General features: G+C 60.7%; 12 protein-coding genes and 2 pseudogenes. 5 read left to right on the forward strand and 9 right to left on the reverse strand.

Going from position 1 to position 15,282, the window contains the following annotated elements; all coding sequences use genetic code 11:
* The first annotated feature begins 3 nt into the window (after positions 1-3).
* The 4 genes from BM004_RS17830 to BM004_RS17845 all read left to right on the forward strand — a co-directional run bounded on the left by BM004_RS17830 (position 4) and on the right by BM004_RS17845 (position 4,573).
* The gene (locus tag BM004_RS17830; RefSeq protein WP_093128984.1) at positions 4-669 is read left to right on the forward strand and encodes an FHA domain-containing protein; all 666 of its coding nucleotides are present in this window, start codon (positions 4-6) and stop codon (positions 667-669) included.
* Between the two features lie 48 nt (positions 670-717).
* Positions 718-2,970, forward strand: a complete 2,253-nt coding sequence (locus tag BM004_RS17835; protein ID WP_093215428.1) for a CHASE2 domain-containing protein — start codon at positions 718-720, stop codon at positions 2,968-2,970.
* A 29-nt stretch (positions 2,971-2,999) separates the two neighbouring features.
* A complete protein-coding gene (locus BM004_RS17840; protein ID WP_093215431.1) occupies positions 3,000-3,803 on the forward strand; it encodes a 3',5'-cyclic-nucleotide phosphodiesterase in 804 nt (267 codons plus the stop codon).
* A gap of 206 nt (positions 3,804-4,009) precedes the next feature.
* Positions 4,010-4,573: a pilin gene (locus tag BM004_RS17845; RefSeq protein ID WP_093215434.1), complete on the forward strand. Its 564-nt coding sequence runs from the start codon at positions 4,010-4,012 to the stop codon at positions 4,571-4,573.
* 417 nt (positions 4,574-4,990) lie between these two features.
* Here the strand turns inward: BM004_RS17845 and BM004_RS17850 are convergent.
* The 8 genes and pseudogenes from BM004_RS17850 to BM004_RS17880 all read right to left on the reverse strand — a co-directional run.
* A pseudogene (locus BM004_RS17850) lies at positions 4,991-5,234 on the reverse strand (transposase); the annotation flags it as partial.
* A 26-nt stretch (positions 5,235-5,260) separates the two neighbouring features.
* Positions 5,261-5,940, reverse strand: a pseudogene (locus tag BM004_RS17855) (IS5 family transposase); the annotation flags it as partial.
* Between the two features lie 71 nt (positions 5,941-6,011).
* Positions 6,012-9,533, reverse strand: coding sequence for a pilus assembly protein (locus BM004_RS17860; RefSeq protein WP_093215718.1), 3,522 nt, complete (start codon positions 9,531-9,533; stop codon positions 6,012-6,014).
* Positions 9,534-9,563: 30 nt separating this feature from the next.
* The gene (locus tag BM004_RS40680; RefSeq protein ID WP_143072446.1) at positions 9,564-10,235 is read right to left on the reverse strand and encodes a pilus assembly PilX family protein; all 672 of its coding nucleotides are present in this window, start codon (positions 10,233-10,235) and stop codon (positions 9,564-9,566) included.
* Positions 10,232-11,368, reverse strand: a complete 1,137-nt coding sequence (locus tag BM004_RS17865; RefSeq protein WP_093215437.1) for a PilW family protein — start codon at positions 11,366-11,368, stop codon at positions 10,232-10,234. The genes BM004_RS40680 and BM004_RS17865 overlap by 4 nt, the downstream gene beginning before the upstream one ends.
* Positions 11,369-11,372: 4 nt before the next feature.
* A complete protein-coding gene (locus BM004_RS17870) occupies positions 11,373-11,798 on the reverse strand; it encodes a PilV family protein (RefSeq protein ID WP_093215440.1) in 426 nt (141 codons plus the stop codon).
* 59 nt (positions 11,799-11,857) lie between these two features.
* Complete coding sequence (locus BM004_RS17875) at positions 11,858-12,430, reverse strand: GspH/FimT family pseudopilin (RefSeq protein WP_177206528.1); 573 nt, start codon at positions 12,428-12,430, stop codon at positions 11,858-11,860.
* Positions 12,431-12,438: 8 nt separating this feature from the next.
* Positions 12,439-12,894 carry a type IV pilin protein gene (locus BM004_RS17880; RefSeq protein WP_371269807.1) on the reverse strand — a complete coding sequence of 152 codons (456 nt, stop codon included), beginning with the start codon at positions 12,892-12,894 and terminating at the stop codon, positions 12,439-12,441.
* A gap of 156 nt (positions 12,895-13,050) precedes the next feature.
* On the opposite strand from BM004_RS17880, the gene BM004_RS17885 reads away from it, so the two are divergent.
* Positions 13,051-14,754 (forward strand): PglL family O-oligosaccharyltransferase, encoded by a 1,704-nt coding sequence (locus BM004_RS17885; protein WP_256219937.1) that lies wholly within the window; start codon positions 13,051-13,053, stop codon positions 14,752-14,754.
* A gap of 36 nt (positions 14,755-14,790) precedes the next feature.
* Here BM004_RS17885 and moaC read toward each other — a convergent pair whose 3' ends face one another.
* Complete coding sequence (moaC, locus tag BM004_RS17890) at positions 14,791-15,282, reverse strand: cyclic pyranopterin monophosphate synthase MoaC (RefSeq protein ID WP_093215445.1); 492 nt, start codon at positions 15,280-15,282, stop codon at positions 14,791-14,793.

Below are 15,282 nucleotides of genomic sequence, written 5' to 3' on the forward strand. Positions count from 1 at the left end.
GCAATGCCGAAGATGATCATCTCGGTCGATGGCGTTGTCATCGGGCAAGTGGCGCTCGCCAAGGAACGCACGACCCTCGGCCGGCGTGCCTACAACGACATCGTGATCGACAACCTGGCGGTCAGCGGTGAGCATGCCGTGCTGCACATGAGTGGCGGCGAAGTCGAAATTGAAGACCTCAACAGCACCAACGGCACCTACGTCAATGCGCTGGCCATCCAGAAGCAAGCGCTCAAGGACAACGATGTCATCGAGGTTGGTGGCTGCCGCATCCATTTCCGCGCGCGCAGCAACCTGGCCGTCGGCCCCGGTTCGGCGCGCTCGGCAACGCCCGAGTTCCCTGGTGGCGGGGGCGGCGCCGGCATGCCGATGTCTTCGGCGCCCACGGAGTCGGGCGCGTTGGTCGAGCTCGGCATCCCCGTGCTGCGGGTGCTTTCCGGCGTCAACGAAGGCCAGGACGTCGCCTTGCAGAAGGTCGTCACCACCATCGGCAAGTCCGGGGACGCGGTGGCGGTCGTCACGCGCCGGCGCCAGGGTTACGTGGCCGCGGGCGTCGAGGGCAATGTCACGCTCAACGGCCTGCAGCTCGGCACCGAGGCAGTGGCGTTGCAGGAGCGCGACGTGCTCGAGCTCAGCGGTGCCACCCGCATGCAGTTCGTTCGCATCTGAGTCTTTTTCCTTGGCTTGCCGCGGCCAAGCCCGCCTGGACGGGATGCCGTGAGCGAGCTGCGGCGGCACTGGCCGCGCATTGCCGTCACCTTGCTGCCCGTGCTGCTGGCGCTGGCGCATGCCACCGGCCTCTGGCAACTGAGCGCGATCGAACGCCTTGACCGGCTGATCTACGACATCAGGCTGCGCGCCACCATGCCGCGCACGCCCGATCCGCGCGTGGTGATCGTCGACGTCGACGACGACAGCCTGTCGCGCCAGGGCCAATGGCCCTGGGCGCGCGACAAGATCGCACGTCTCACCACCGAGCTGCTGACTCGCCAGCAGGCGGCCGTGATCGGCTTCGACGTGATGTTCCTCGAGCCCGACCGCAGCTCGGGCCTCGACCGGCTGCGCCAGATCGCGAGCGGGCCGCTGAAGGACATGCCCGGCCTGGCATCGGAAGTCGAGCGGCTGGCCCCGACGCTGGACCACGACGCCACTTTCGCCGAAGCCCTGAAGGGCCAGCGCGTGGTGCTGGGCTATTACTTCACCCGGTCGGAGACGCCCAGCGCCAAGGGCCGATTGCCCGTGGCGCCGCTGGTGGCCGGCGACGCCTTCCCGGCCGGCGGCGTCTATGCCACAGCCTGGAACGGTTTCGGCGCCAGCCTGCCCGCGCTGGCGCAAGCCGCGCCGGCCGCGGGTTTCCTCAACACGCTGGTCGGCGCCAGCGGCGACGGCGTGATTCGCGGCGTGCCGCTGCTGGCCCGCTACGAAGGCGCTCAGGCGCAGCCCGGGTACTACGAATCGCTGGGCCTCGCGGTCTACAGACTGGCGAACGGGGAGCCCGCCGTGCGGCCCGCCTTCGCGCCCGGCAGCGCACCGGCCCGGCTCGAGTCGCTGCGGCTCGGCCGGCTGCGCATTCCGGTCGACCAGACCGCCAGCATGCAGGTGCCGTTTCGCGGACCCGGCGGCGCGGACGGCGGGTCGTTCCGCTACGTGCCGGCGGCCGACGTGCTCGAAGGCCGGCTTGCAGCGGGCGAACTGAAAGACAAGATCGTGCTCGTGGGCGCCACCGCGCCGGGGCTGCAGGACCTGCGCGCCACGCCCGTCGAAGCGGCGTTTCCCGGCGTGGAGGTGCACGCCAACATCGTCTCGGCCCTGCTCGACCACCGCCTGCTCAGCGTGCCCGACTACGCGCCCGGCTACGAAGTCTTGCTGATCCTGGCGGCGGGACTGGTGCTCGCGTTCGGGCTGTCGATGCTGTCGGCGCCGCGCGCGCTGCTGCTGGCCGCGGGCACGATCGCCGCGCTCACAGGCGTCAACGTCTGCCTCTACCTAGGCCATGGGCTCGTCCTGCCGCTGGCGTCGGCGCTCGCGATGACCGCGCTGGCCTTCGCGCTCAACATGAGCTGGGGTTACTTCGTCGAGTCGCATGCGCGGCGCGGGCTGGTGCGGCTCTTCGGCACCTACGTGCCGCCCCAGTTGGTCGACGAGATGATGGTGCACCCCGACCGTTACAGCATGCGCGCCGAGAGCAAGCCCATGACCGTGGTGTTCTGCGACATGCGCGACTTCACGCGCCTGTCGGAGCAGATGGCGCCGGCGGAGCTGCAGGCCTTCCTCAACACCGTGTTCAGCCGGCTCACCGACGTCATCAGCGCCCACCGGGGCACCATCGACAAGTACATGGGCGATTGCGTCATGGCCTTCTGGGGCGCGCCCATCGACACGCCGGACCACGCAACCCTTGCCGTGCGGGCGGCTTTGGGCATGGCCGATGCCGTGCGCGACATCAACGAGGCCCACCGCGCCAGCGGCCGGCCCGAGATCAGCGTGGGCATCGGCATCAACAGCGGCGTGATGAGCGTGGGCGACATGGGCTCGACCGCGCGCCGCAGCTATACCGTGGTCGGCGATGCGGTCAATCTCGCATCCCGGCTGGAGGGCTTGAGCGGACACTACGGGGTGGAAATCGTGGCCAGCGGCGCGACACGCGAGCTGGCGCCGGACTACGTCTGGCAGGAGCTGGACAGCGTGCTGGTCAAGGGCAAGGCCCAGGCCGTGGCCGTCTTCACCCCCTTGGCCGCGCGCATGCCCGAGGCGGTCGAACAGGCACAGCAGATGCTCGCCCGATGGGCCGAAGTGCTTGCCGCGTACCGGCGCCAGGACTGGGCCGTGGGCCGCAACCTGCTCGCCCCGCTGCTCGTTGCCGATGCCAAAAAAGTCCTTTACCAGCTCTACGCCCAGCGTTTAGCCTCGATGGCGTTGCGGCCGCAAGACCCGAATTGGGACGGCGCGACCCGGTTCGAAACCAAATGACGACAGACACACACAAGGGGTCTCTCACAATGCAGGTTCGTGTGCTGGGTTGCTCGGGCGCCATCGCCAAGGACTGCCGCACCACGTCTTTCCTGGTCGACACCGACCTGCTCGTGGACGCAGGCACGGGTGTAGGAGACCTCACGCTCGACGAAATGGCAGGCATCGACGACGTCGTGCTGACGCACTGCCACCTCGACCACATCGCCGCGCTGCCCCTGATGCTCGACGCCGTCGGCAGCCGTCGCACCCGCCCCCTGCGCGTGCATGCGCTGCGCGCCACCATCGAGGCGCTGAGGGCGCATGTGTTCAACAACGTCATCTGGCCGGATTTCGAGAGCATTCCGAGCGCGGATGCGCCGTTCGTCAGTTTTCACGACATCGTGGTGGGCCAGGTGCTGGATCTGGGGAGCCGCGAGCCCAAGCGCATCGAGGTCCTGCCGGCGGTGCATACCGTGCCGGCCTGCGGCTTCGCCGTGCGGCGCGCCGAAGGGGGCGCTCACTGGGTCTTCAGTGGAGACACCGAGCGCAATGCGCCGTTCTGGGACCGGGTGAACGCGCTGGACGTGGCGATGCTGGTGATCGAGACGGCGTTCAGCAGCAGGGAGCAGGCGCTGGCCGAGCGCAGCTTGCATCTGTCGCCGGCGGTGCTGGCCGACGAACTGGCGCGCATCGATCCGGGCAAGCAGTTCCCGATCTACATCACCCACACGAAGCCTGCGGAGACCGAGGAAATCATGAGCCAGATAGACGCGCTGGTGGATCACCAGGTCGCGGGGCTGGCGCACAGGGACATCCGGTGGTTGAGGGCGGATGGGGTGTTGACGTTTTGAGTTGGTTGGAAAGAGGAGGTGACAAACTTGTCACCTTTTGTCTCGTGCGAGAGCAAGAAGTGTCACTCGCTGTAACTGAAGTGTGAACAAAATCACTAGTCTTGAGATGTAAGCGATTGAAAACAGGCTGGCACGGATGCTGCGGAAGGTACTCCGCTCCGGGCAGGTTCCCGGGCGTAACAACCAACCAACCTGGAGTTAGTTAAATGAACCGTCGTACCATCGCTCGCCGCGCACAGGCCGGCTTTACCCTTATCGAATTGATGATCGTCGTGGCGATCATCGGTATCTTGGCTGCTGTGGCTCTGCCGGCATATCAGGACTACACGGTCCGCGCAAGGATCACTGAAGGTCTGAATCTGGCCGAATCGGCGAAGCAAGCCGTTGCTACTGATGGCGTCACCTCCGCCGATGATCTCAAGGTTGCGGTGAAGACCTGGAACGAACAAAACGGCGGCGCGGCCGGCACGGGCGTGAACAGCAAGTACGTTAGCTCTGTGTCGATGGCCGCCACCGGCGAGATCACGGTTAACTTCATCGCAACTGCAGTTGGCCTGAAGACTGGCGAAAATACGCTGATTCTGGCTCCCTACATTCGCAAGCCAGATGGCTCTTCGGTGACTCTCGCTGCCGCTCAAGACGACGGCACGACCGGTGTTGTTGACTGGGGTTGCTCGTCGGTGACTGCTGAAACGGCAAAGAACGCCAAGATGGAAGGCATCACTGCTGGCAAGCTGCTCGCCAAGTACGCGCCGTCGGCCTGCCGTTAATCTCTTCCAAGACATCTAAATGAAGCCGCCTTCGGGCGGCTTTTTCGTTCTGTTGCCCGTTAGTTCGAAATCTTCATTCAATCGAATTGAAGGATATTGACTCCAGTGTTGCTGTGCGTTGCTCTTCTTGTCCCGTTAGGGAGCGTCTCATACGAGTGCCCCTGGATTGCAAGAACTCGTGTGCGTGACGATTCAGGAGGTAGGGCTGCAGTCCTATATCCAGCTTGCTGTGCAGGTGGCATGCCTGCTCGCCCTGATGGTTTTCACTGGCAGTGTTCCCATCTAATCAACGAGCTTGGTGCTCTTGTTCCCTATCGGAGTTTCCCGTCCCGGTCCGACCTGCCTGTTCCATCACACGCGTGGTCGCTTGCTCTCCTTCAACGCGGGCGTCTATCAATCCTTGTCCGCGTGCCAGCATCAGATCGTTCGCGCCAGCTTGTTGGCTATGGCGGCGACAGCCACGCTAAACGATCGGCGCTGCAACAGTGCTGTCAGCCAAGGCCAGGTCGGTCCATCCTTTGACCTGATAACGACAGCTCGGGCGCCGAGCATGAGGAGCGTTCGCAGGTAGGCATCACCACGCTTGCTTGCTGATTCCCAACTGCCTTGTCCGCCCGCCGGTGCCAGTCTGGCGAGGGACAAGTCCGACCCATGCCGCAAACGCCGAGCGTGCAGGCTACGCTTCACTCGGCTCTGCGCGCCTCGATAGCCCGAGTCCGCCCACACCTTGTCTTCCTTGCGGTGCAGCAGATCGCCCACCTGTTCCCCATCCGCCTCGTTGGCTGCAGTGGTCGTCACCGTGTGCACCAGGCCCGAGTCCGCATCCACCCCAATGTGCGCCTTCGTCCCGAAGTGCCACTGGTTGCCCTTCTTCGTCCGGTGTATCTCCGGATCCCGCTCGCCGCTCTCGTTCTTGGCGAACTGGGTTCAGCGATGATCGTGGCGTCCACAATGGAGCCTCTCTTCAGCAGCAGCCCCTTTCTGGGCAGGCGGGCGTTGACCTGCTTGAAGATGTCCTCGGCCAGATCGCTGCGCTCCAGCAGATGGCGGAAGTTCAGGATCGTCGTCTCGTCGGGGATCGATTACATTCCCTGGCCCGCGAACGCGCGCAACGAGGTGATCTCGTAAACGGTTTCTTCCATCGCGGGATCGGTCAGCGCGAACCAGCTCTGCATCAAGTGCACACGCAGCATCGCTTCGAGCGGATAGGGCCGGCGCCCGCGGCCCGCCACCGGGTAGTGTGCCTCGATGACTTTGAGCAGTACCTTTCAAGGCACGATCAGTTCCATCGCGGCGAGGAAGACTTATCGGAATGTCTTCTTCCTCTTGCCCGCGTGCTCGGCATCCGAAACACTGATCTGGCTCATCGTTGGCGCTCCTTCAGCTGCGTGATCAACAACGCTCAGATCGGCTATCGGTGGACTTGATCAGATGTTCCTTAGTTTGCAATGACTTCACGCCACATGATTCGAGTTGGGCTGGTTGCTGAAGGTACTGCCACGTCATAAACCTTCGTCTTGCCATCGGACGTTCGCAAGAGTGTTTTGATGGCCCCGTTTGGCAACCCTTCGGGCTGCACCCGACTTGCCAACACATTTCCCACAAATCGGCTGCTCAAATTCGGTATCGATCCACCCGTGCTGTAGTTCAGGAAATAGAGATTTGAGCTTCCCCCAGGAGAGCATTGGTCACTGGAAGGGATGTTCGTCGTAAACGCAAGCACACCCTGGAAAAGCACCGGACTTGTGTAGGAGCGTTCCCCAGCAGAACTCGTCGCAAAGTCCAGTACCCATCCTTTTTTTGTCGCCAGATCGACGGGGTTGCTTGTCACGTTTATGTTCGAGCCTGCAGCAGTGGCTGTCTGTCGCACGAGTTTCGTCCGAAGTTGCGTGATTGTCGGATTCGTCGATTTGTCATCCAGCAGCCCGTAGAAGGATTGCGCTTGCGTTGCGCTGGAATTGGCACCGCTGGTGCCGGGAATGTCGGATGCGCCAAGGTACTGACCGGTCCCGACATAGACCATGCGCTTGTTGCTCACCACCCCTAGCTCAGGTGCGCTGGTAATAGGTTGTGCCACGCCATTGGCATCCGCTAGCGTTGCCAAGAGCTTTACATTCCAGTTGGCCGTAGAGCTATCCGACAAATCGAAACGCCACACATTGCCGAGCAAGTCACCGCCGTATACGTAGTCTGCTGTGTCATCGATGCCCGGATTTGCAAGGAATGCGCTTACCTTTGCAAGACCGCTCGGGTTTGCGCTTGTACCAACAGCAGTGGTCAGGTCTTTGATCAGAGCACCCGTGGCCGTATTCAGCACATACAGATGACCGCTTCCATCTCCGCCAGTGGTTGAGCCGTTGTTGTAGCCAGAGGTCACCAGCGTGACCCAGCCTGCTGCTTTTGTCTTTACGTTGATCGGGGTGCCATATGTGTAGCCGATGCTCTGCTTGACGGCCGCAGCGGTGCTCGCATTTGGAAATTCCCACATCACTTTGGTCGCCACATCGGTGTTCGAATTGACAGTCGGGTCCGTCACGTTCAGCGCGTAATAGCCTCTTCCTCCCTTGGCCAGTCCTCCTACCAGTACGGTGGCCCAGCTTGCAGCCGGTGGGGTTGGCTGATTGGCGAGCGTATTACTCAGATCCACATCGGTGGCGCTTGGTGTACCGTCGACATAGAAGCGATGTTGAAACAGGGATTGCTGTGTCAACCCGACAAGCGCACTTGTCGAGGTATTGGTGGCTGAAAGATTCACGTCAAACAGGCTGCCGGGCACATACGCCCAAAGCTCTGCACCAGTCGTCGCATCGAAGGCATGCAGCATGCCGTCATTAGCGCCCTGATAGACCATTTTTGTACGATTCGCGGCAGCCCCTCCTTTGAAGGTGACGTAGCCAGCATCGGTATAACCAGCGCGAGGCGCTGATACGTACGTCGGCTCGGCGTTCACGACGTCCCCCAAGACATGCACGCGAGTGCGATAGGGCTGGGCACTGTTGCTGCCATTGCCTTCCCCGCTGCGGTCTCCACGCAGATACGCAATTACAGCAGCGTTATCACTGGGGCCTGGAGGCGTGCTGGGTGAATTCAGGCGCGTCAGCTTGGTTGTGAGGCCGGCCACTGTGAAAGGGACGCCTGCACTGCCGTCGAAGCTGCCGATATATCGCGTGCCGAATGCCTTGCTGTCCAACAGCGACTGAGCAGACCACAACGGAGTGCTCCCAAGCAGACCGTTGGTCAGGTCGATGGAGAAAGCTTGCAGGTCGCCATACCAGGCACCCGAATTAAAGCTCGATGCATAGGCGGTGTTATCGCCCGACTTCACATTCGGATTACTGACGGCCACCGAGGCAGCTGCCCCAGTGCGATTGACAATGTCGTTGAGGATGGACGCCAATGCCGTTTGAAGCTTGGCAGGGTCCTTTGTATTGAAATACTGGCCGTGCCCATTCAATGCCGCATGCCATAGGTCGTCAATTGCCGTGGCGCTGTCCGCTTGCGGTTTCGGCCATGAGGCAGAGCGTGTCGGAGCTGAAGAAAGAGTGCCACTTGCACCGAGTCCGATGGTATAGGTCACCATGTGTTGCCATGTGGCAGGGTCCATCGAATTGGCGGCTACCTTGCCAGCAGACGAGCCCGTGAGATCGGTAATCCAGTACTTCATCGCCACGTCGGCGAGCGTGTTCGACGCGCTGTTTCCATCGTAGAACGGAGCGGGGAAATTCTGCCCTGCTATCAGAGGAACCCCGGCGATAGGGTCATTCACAGGTAGCTTCGTATCGTTGTCGACATAAACATTGGCTGGCAAGGTCGGGACAGTTGCATCCTGATTTCCAGCCGTGGTGATGCCCCCGCCGTTCCAGTATCCATCTGTGGAAAGGATCGTGTAATTTGGCGTGCAGGCTAGAGGAACGGTTGTCGAGCGAGTCGTGGTTTGGCCGCCAGGCATGGTGCCGTTCTGAAAATACCTTCCTGCACGATCGAGTGCAGCAACCAATGGCGTTCCACCACTTGGATTAATGGAATAGACCTTGGAGTACCAGCTGCTTTTTTGCGCAGAATTGAAATCTGAAAGCGCAACGAAATTCGTTGCGTTCGTATTTTCGTTGGAATTGTTGTCGTTAATTGTCGAAAATCCAACTCTGGACTTCGCGTCCAGCGCCGAAAAAGCAAGGCCGAGCGAACTTTTTGCCGCAAGAATCCTGGTTCGATAGTAAGCAAACCAGTTTGCAAAATTCTGAATTTCCTGCGCATACGTACAAGTTGTTCCCGTTCCGCAGTCGGTGCGCGTGGCGGCCTTGGTATAAGTTGCTGTAGAACTCGTGATTTCCGTGCGCGTGTAATATGTATCTGAACTTTGCCCCGATGAGCCATCTTCCGTGCTGGAGCCGCCTTTCCACTTGTAGTAAAACGCGTATTTTGCAAATTGATTCGTCGCTTGCCGCGATGAGGAATCTGCACAATTTGAATTCGTCGAAAAATCACTCGCGCTATATAGCGGCAATGTGGGTGCGGCGGTGCTCGCCCAGCATTGTTGTGTCAGATCGATGGTGGAATTGCTTCCGCCTGTTGTCGCGTAGGGATCTATTTTTGCGGAGGTAATTGAGCTCGAACCCATCGACGACGTAGACGTCGTGGCCGCTGCGTCGTATTTGACGCCGGGGAGATATGTGATGGCAGGGTTGTAGTAAAGCTGGTTATAGGTCGGGGAATAGTATGCCCTGCGCGTCTTGCCTGCGTTGTATTCGGCAGTAGCATCCGATCCGGTAATTGTTCCCCACACCATACTTCCGGAATTGTCGAGTGTGAATAGAATGTTTGGCTTTACTCCACTTTGCACCAACAAGGGAACGTCGGTCAAGTCCGTAGTGGCGGCAAATGCTGAAAACGGCTGGGCAAGCAGCGATAGCACCATCAAGGAAATGATGCCAGGGGATATTTTTTTGAATGCGGAATTCATTGCGATGCTCTTGTATAGACGTTTGGTGAATCAACCGAAGGGCAATTCAATGGTCGTTTGAACAACGCTGACCGTATTGCGAGGCCCTTGAACCCGGACCGTTACCCTGTAGTGAATGGTCGGGCGCGTAGGTGACGGGGGTGTCAATCCGCCAAAGACGTTGGTGGTTTGTGCATGGCTGTTGGTGTCTGTGCCCACCGATCCACCTCCGGCGGAAAAAGGCTGACCAGCTACGCATTTACTGGTCAACAACGTCAAAGGGTCGGTGGTCGTTGGTGCGGTGGTACAGAGCCTGTCAATCACGTACTGAACCCTGTACGCTGATTGGTCGCCACAATCCGTGGCTGTCGCACCGCCAGCGTTGTCGTAGCATGGCACGGTCGCCCAGTCGATCGTGGTTGGAACACCGTTGGCATCCACTGGTTGCATGGTGCGGAAGTACTTGCCCGTCACATCGGCGTCCGCCGTCGCAAGGGCTGGCAGCGCACTGAACGCGCGTTCTGCGCCGGTGTCGGCCGCACTTGTGGTTGCTTCTTTGAATGCGACGTTGCCCGAGATGACCCCTGCGGTGTCGGTAGAACGCAGCAGTGCGACCGAGGCCAGTGAAAGCACAAGGAGCGCGATCAGAGCGATGAATACGATCACTCCACGCTGCGACTTGGCGCGCGAGCCTGTGGAGTTGGCAAGAACGGTGTTTTTCATGTCAGGTTGGCCCAAAGGACATTGCGAAGGGGCACCACGGTCTGGAAGGTTCGATAGCGATAGCAGCGCCAATCAGGGTCGTTGCTCAAGTCAACGGCCGGGCCGCCAGGCCAACTCACTGGCGCGGCCGTCGTGATGTCGCAAACGGTCGCGCCAGCAGCCAACCGTTCTTTCAACGGGCTGCGCACGACGACGGCGAGGCGGATGGCCTTGATGCGTTTGATGTCTGCCACAGAGGGGGCTGCCCAGCCTGCGGTGGCACTGACCCAACTGTTGACTACTTGGCTACCTGCGTCGCTGATGCCGTATTGCGCCTTGAGGCTGACCACGTTGTTTGCCAGTTGAGCTTGTTCTATTGAACTGAAGTAGTCCTTCGACATCAAGGAGCCGGATATGACGGAATAGGTGCGTTGAGTCAACGTGCCCAGATCGAAGATGCGCGGATTCGTGCTGTAGGTGCTGGGCCAACCATTTGTCGTCATGTACCCGGCGGGGGGGTTGTAGACGGGCTGCGTTGCAGTGCCCGTCGCCGGGTCGTGTGACAAGATGACACTGTCTGGACTTGCCGCATTCACCGCCGTACCTGTGACGCGTGTCAGTACGCAATTGCCAATATCGTCTGTCAGCCACACGAAGCCGCCAGTAGATGACAGCGCCACTTTGGTGGTGGGCTGCAGATTGGAGGCGGCCGTCCCCGTCGGGTTAGCCACGACGTTTTGCAGCAACGCGTTGCGCACGTTGGCGCGCACAGACGAGCCCCACAACACCGTGATTCTGTCGGATGCGCCAGCTGTGCTACCTCCGTCGATGATCCGCACCGGCGCATTCGGGAAGTTTGGTACCGAACTGCTGGTCGTTCCGTCGCTGATGTAGGTGAAATACGTGGCGCAGGACATGACGTCCGCCGTTGGCATGCCCCAACCTGCGGCGCGAATGTCGCGTTCAATGGTCGAAAGACTGAAGATGCCGTTTTGCTGCGTGTCTGCGCCTGAGGTTGTTGTTCGCTTGACGCCCTCATAGGTCGAAATCACTTGGTAAATGATGACCATGACGACCAGCCCAACGGCCATTCCCACCATGATTTCTATGAGTCCGAATCCGCGCTGACGCCGAAAATGCTGGAGTGATGACATGTTTTTAGCCCTGGATCTGCGTCGCCAGTGTGAAGTTGTGGGGCGAGTTGTCTTGTGGGCTCTGCCAGCAAATCGTGACCGTGACCGTGTTGTTCAGACCCACGACGATTTGTTGCTGGAGGTTGGTTGCGCCGGGCAGAGATCCGAGATTGCTGGCATCGCTCAATCCGCTGATCCAACTGGTAACAATAGGATTGGCGGCGGTGTTGGTACCGTTGGCACACACAGTTGTGTTGCCGGCATTCAACGCATAAGTGGGTACGTTAAAGCGATCTACCCACATCTGCCCTACGATCTGATTTGCGAACAGGCTTGCTTTGGCGCGATAGTCGGCATCGCGCACCATGCGGATGGCGTTTGCCTGAACCCCTACGATACCGAGGATCGCAAAGGAGAAGATCGCAATGGCTACCAATGCTTCGATCAGCATGACGCCACGTTGCGGTCTTTGCGGCCTCGTGCGTACAGTTCTGGTAGATAGCGCTCGCTTCATGAACAGCCTTGAGGGTTGGTTGCCAACGACAACGCGGGATCGCAAAGCCTGACGTCGCCGCCAGGCGCAAGAAGAATCGCCAGTGCCCTTGCCCCAGCGGCTCCCGTGACATCGATACGGCGCACAGCGCTCGCCCCGTTCAATCGGCCCATCCCTGTGAACATGATGTCTGCAGGCATTCCTGCACCAGCCGCAGCTGCGGTGCCTGTGGAGTTGGCTACGCCGATGCGAGCATTTGAAGAACCGGAATTCTCTCGACGGGTCTGAATTGCTTGATTGAAATTGGTGGGTGTCGCCGACAATGCCGACGAAATAGACCAATCCGTGCCACCCGTGGTGGACACACTGTTGGAGGTGTTGGGAAAGTGAAATTGAATGTTTGAATTTCGGCGGATGGCTTCCGCGCGAGCAAGCTGGAGCCCATTTACAACGGATTCAGCCACCGTACGAATCTGCGCATTTCTGATGAAGTCCGTGTAGCTCGGATACGCAAAGGTAAATAGCAACGCAAACAGCGCAACTGCAACCATTAATTCCACCAGCGTGAAGCCTTTGAAGTGCTTGCGCATGACCGGACTCATGGCTTGCGAAGAACCCAGGAGGACTGAGTGCCAGTAAATTTCCAGGCGCAGCTGGCGCAAGTGGTTTGCTGCGTGTTCTGTTGGTCGACGGTGTAAGTAAGACCCGCTACCAAGCCGCCATTCACTGGACTCGCGGTGGCTGTGTAGGCTTGCCCAGTGGTCGTACAGGAATACTGAAAATACTTGCCAACTGGATTTGCAACCCCGCACGGACTGCCAGAGCCGTAGTTGCGGTGGTCTTGGTAGTACTGTTCAAGCTGCGCCCGAAAATCGGAGAGGGTTCGTGGAGCTTCTTGAACTTGGCCGCGGCGCAAGTAATCCGAATAGCTCGGGTACGCAATCGAAGCCAGGATGGCTACGACAGCTACCGTGACCATGAGTTCGATCAGGGTGAAGCCTCGCGAAGCTCTTGGAGCTCGACCGATTCGGGTTGGCATGGGCTGCTGTTTCATCGAAAGACACCTTTCGGCCTCACTGGCCTTGACGCTCAATCTGAGCGACAGTTACAAACGTGGTTTAAGAATGTCTCCAATTGTGTTTTGGCGCAAACCCGCCTGTCTGCCCGAAGTGACCACTCATCGGGCTGGAGTGATCGGCACAATGCTCGAATGACGCCCCGTGCCATGTCTCTTGAGGCGCCTGCTTCCGCCTCAACGGCCACGAACGTGGCGCGTGCAAGTCTCGTCACCTTGCCTTTTCTCTGTCCGCTGGTGAGTGGCCCATCCGTGAATGTCTGGCAGTTGCTTTGCTCATGGGCTTGCGTTGCGCTCCTGCTGTTGTTGAGTGACGCCGGCGGCAACACACTCGGCCGCTGCGTGCTTTTCTGGCTCATGCTCTGCGCTGGTTGCATCGCGGTGTTCCATGGTGACTTTTCGGGATACTGGGTTCCTGCCTGCATCGCGTTGGCGACGGGCGTATTGGCGGCGCTAGTGGGTGCTCGCATGGCGAGCACGGCCGTCCTTGCTGGGGGGATCCTGGCCGCAGGCCTCCTCAGCGCCATCCTCGGCCTGCTCCAGTACTACGGCCTCGCCGAGCCCCTTGTTCCCTGGACCACTTCCCCTGCCCTTGGTCAGGCCTACGGCAACCTTCGTCAGCGCAACCAGTTCGCCACGCTTATCAGCATGGCTCTGATGGCGGCACTTGGGCTATACGCCACGCACGCATCGGCGCGCGCAAGGCGTGGATTGTTGGCATCGGCGGTGCTGCTCCTGATTGCCGCCGCTGCGTCTACATCCCGTACGGGGTTGTTGCAACTGCTGTCCATCGTCGGCGTGGCAAGCTTCATTGCCAGGCGCGAGCGCCGCGGCTGGCGCGTCGAGGCCGATTCACAGATGCAGATACGCTTGCCCCCGCCGCTTCTCCTGTTGTCGACTATTCCGCTCTACTTCGTCATCGCTTGGGCATTACCGCAATGGGCTGGTGGCGGCAGCGGCGGTGTCGAAAGCATGCTCGAGCGCCTGCACACCGGCGCCCCCGACGACCACAGCCGCCTGACCTTGTGGCACAACGTGCTTGAGCTGATCGTTCAGCGCCCTTGGACCGGTTGGGGCTGGGGCGAACTCAGCTTCGCGCACTACAGCACCCACTACACTGGCGTCCGGTTCGTCGAGATCCTGGACAACGCACACAACCTTCCTTTGCACCTGGCCGTGGAGCTGGGCATTCCCGCTGCCGTGCTGATTTGCGGCGGCTTTTTCTGGATGGTGATCCTCGCGAAACCCTGGCGTGAGCGTGATCCCATGCGTCTGATGGCGTGGGGCATGCTGGGTGCGATCGTGCTGCACAGCCTGCTCGAGTACCCGCTCTGGCATGGGCCGTTCCAACTCGTCTTCGGCCTCTGTATGGGCATCCTGTGGCCGGCGGCGGGGCGCGGCTCCGCAACTTGGCCAAAGCCGTCGACACTTGCAGCCGCTGCGTTGTTGTTGGCCGTCAGCTTCGCCAGTTGGGACTACATCCGCGTCAGCCAGATCTACCTCCCGCCCGACGAGCGCCTTCCGGCCTACGAGGAAGACACGCTCGCCAAGATGCGAGGTACGTGGCTGTTCGCGCGCCAGGCGGAGTTTGCGGAACTGACGCTGACCACCGTCACGCCCGCCAACGCGGCCGAGGTGCATGCACTCGCGCAGCGCGTGATTCATTTCTCGCCGGAGCCGCGCGTCATCGTCAAGCTGATCGAAAGCGCCGAGCTGCTCGGGCTGGAGGACGAAGCCAGGTTTCAGGCGGAGCGTTTCAGCGACGCTTTTCCGAAGGAATTCGCGCATTGGCTGAAAGACGCGCAGCCGAGCGGCGCCGCCACAGCATCGCCGCAATGACCGTGTGCGGCCGCGGCGTGCGCAGCCGGGGGCCGTTCAGTCGGGGCGTCCCACAGCCCAGCTTCCCGACTTCCCCCCATGCTTCTCCACCACATGCACATCCGTGATCCGCATCCCCCGGTCCACTGCCTTGCACATGTCATAGATCGTCAGCAGCGCCACCTGCACCGCGGTCAGCGCTTCCATCTCCACCCCCGTCGGCCCGACGGTCTCGACCGTTGCCGTGCAAGCCACCTGCGGCGTACCACCGGCATCGGCCAAGGCAAATGCAACAGCCACCCGCGTCAGCGCCAGCGGATGGCACAGCGGAATCAGGTCGCTCGTCTTCTTCGCCGCCTGGATCCCCGCGATGCGCGCGATGCCGAGCACATCGCCTTTCTTCGCCGTCCCCGATTCGATCAGCGCCAGCGTGGCCGCCTGCATCTCGATGCGTCCCGTGGCGACAGCCACGCGGTGGGTGGCGGGCTTGCCGGCGACGTCGACCATGTGGGCCTGGCCCTGGGCGTCGAAATGGGTGAGTGTGCTCAT

Origin of the sequence: Variovorax sp. OK212, assembly GCF_900112425.1 — a bacterium.
Taxonomy (GTDB): Bacteria; Pseudomonadota; Gammaproteobacteria; order Burkholderiales; family Burkholderiaceae_C; genus Variovorax.

Bases quoted from the DNA above. Each gene is read 5' to 3' on its own strand.
- BM004_RS17845 (WP_093215434.1), top strand. From the start codon at position 4,010: ATGAACCGTCGTACCATCGCTCGCCGCGCACAGGCCGGCTTTACCCTT.
- BM004_RS17860 (WP_093215718.1), bottom strand. From the start codon at position 9,533: ATGAATTCCGCATTCAAAAAAATATCCCCTGGCATCATTTCCTTGATG.
- BM004_RS17875 (WP_177206528.1), bottom strand. From the start codon at position 12,430: ATGCGCAAGCACTTCAAAGGCTTCACGCTGGTGGAATTAATGGTTGCA.
- BM004_RS17885 (WP_256219937.1), top strand. From the start codon at position 13,051: ATGACGCCCCGTGCCATGTCTCTTGAGGCGCCTGCTTCCGCCTCAACG.
- moaC (WP_093215445.1), bottom strand. From the start codon at position 15,282: ATGAGCACACTCACCCATTTCGACGCCCAGGGCCAGGCCCACATGGTC.
- BM004_RS17840 (WP_093215431.1), top strand. From the start codon at position 3,000: ATGCAGGTTCGTGTGCTGGGTTGCTCGGGCGCCATCGCCAAGGACTGC.
- BM004_RS17870 (WP_093215440.1), bottom strand. From the start codon at position 11,798: ATGCTGATCGAAGCATTGGTAGCCATTGCGATCTTCTCCTTTGCGATC.
- BM004_RS40680 (WP_143072446.1), bottom strand. From the start codon at position 10,235: ATGAAAAACACCGTTCTTGCCAACTCCACAGGCTCGCGCGCCAAGTCG.
- BM004_RS17830 (WP_093128984.1), top strand. From the start codon at position 4: ATGCCGAAGATGATCATCTCGGTCGATGGCGTTGTCATCGGGCAAGTG.
- BM004_RS17880 (WP_371269807.1), bottom strand. From the start codon at position 12,894: ATGAAACAGCAGCCCATGCCAACCCGAATCGGTCGAGCTCCAAGAGCT.
- BM004_RS17865 (WP_093215437.1), bottom strand. From the start codon at position 11,368: ATGTCATCACTCCAGCATTTTCGGCGTCAGCGCGGATTCGGACTCATA.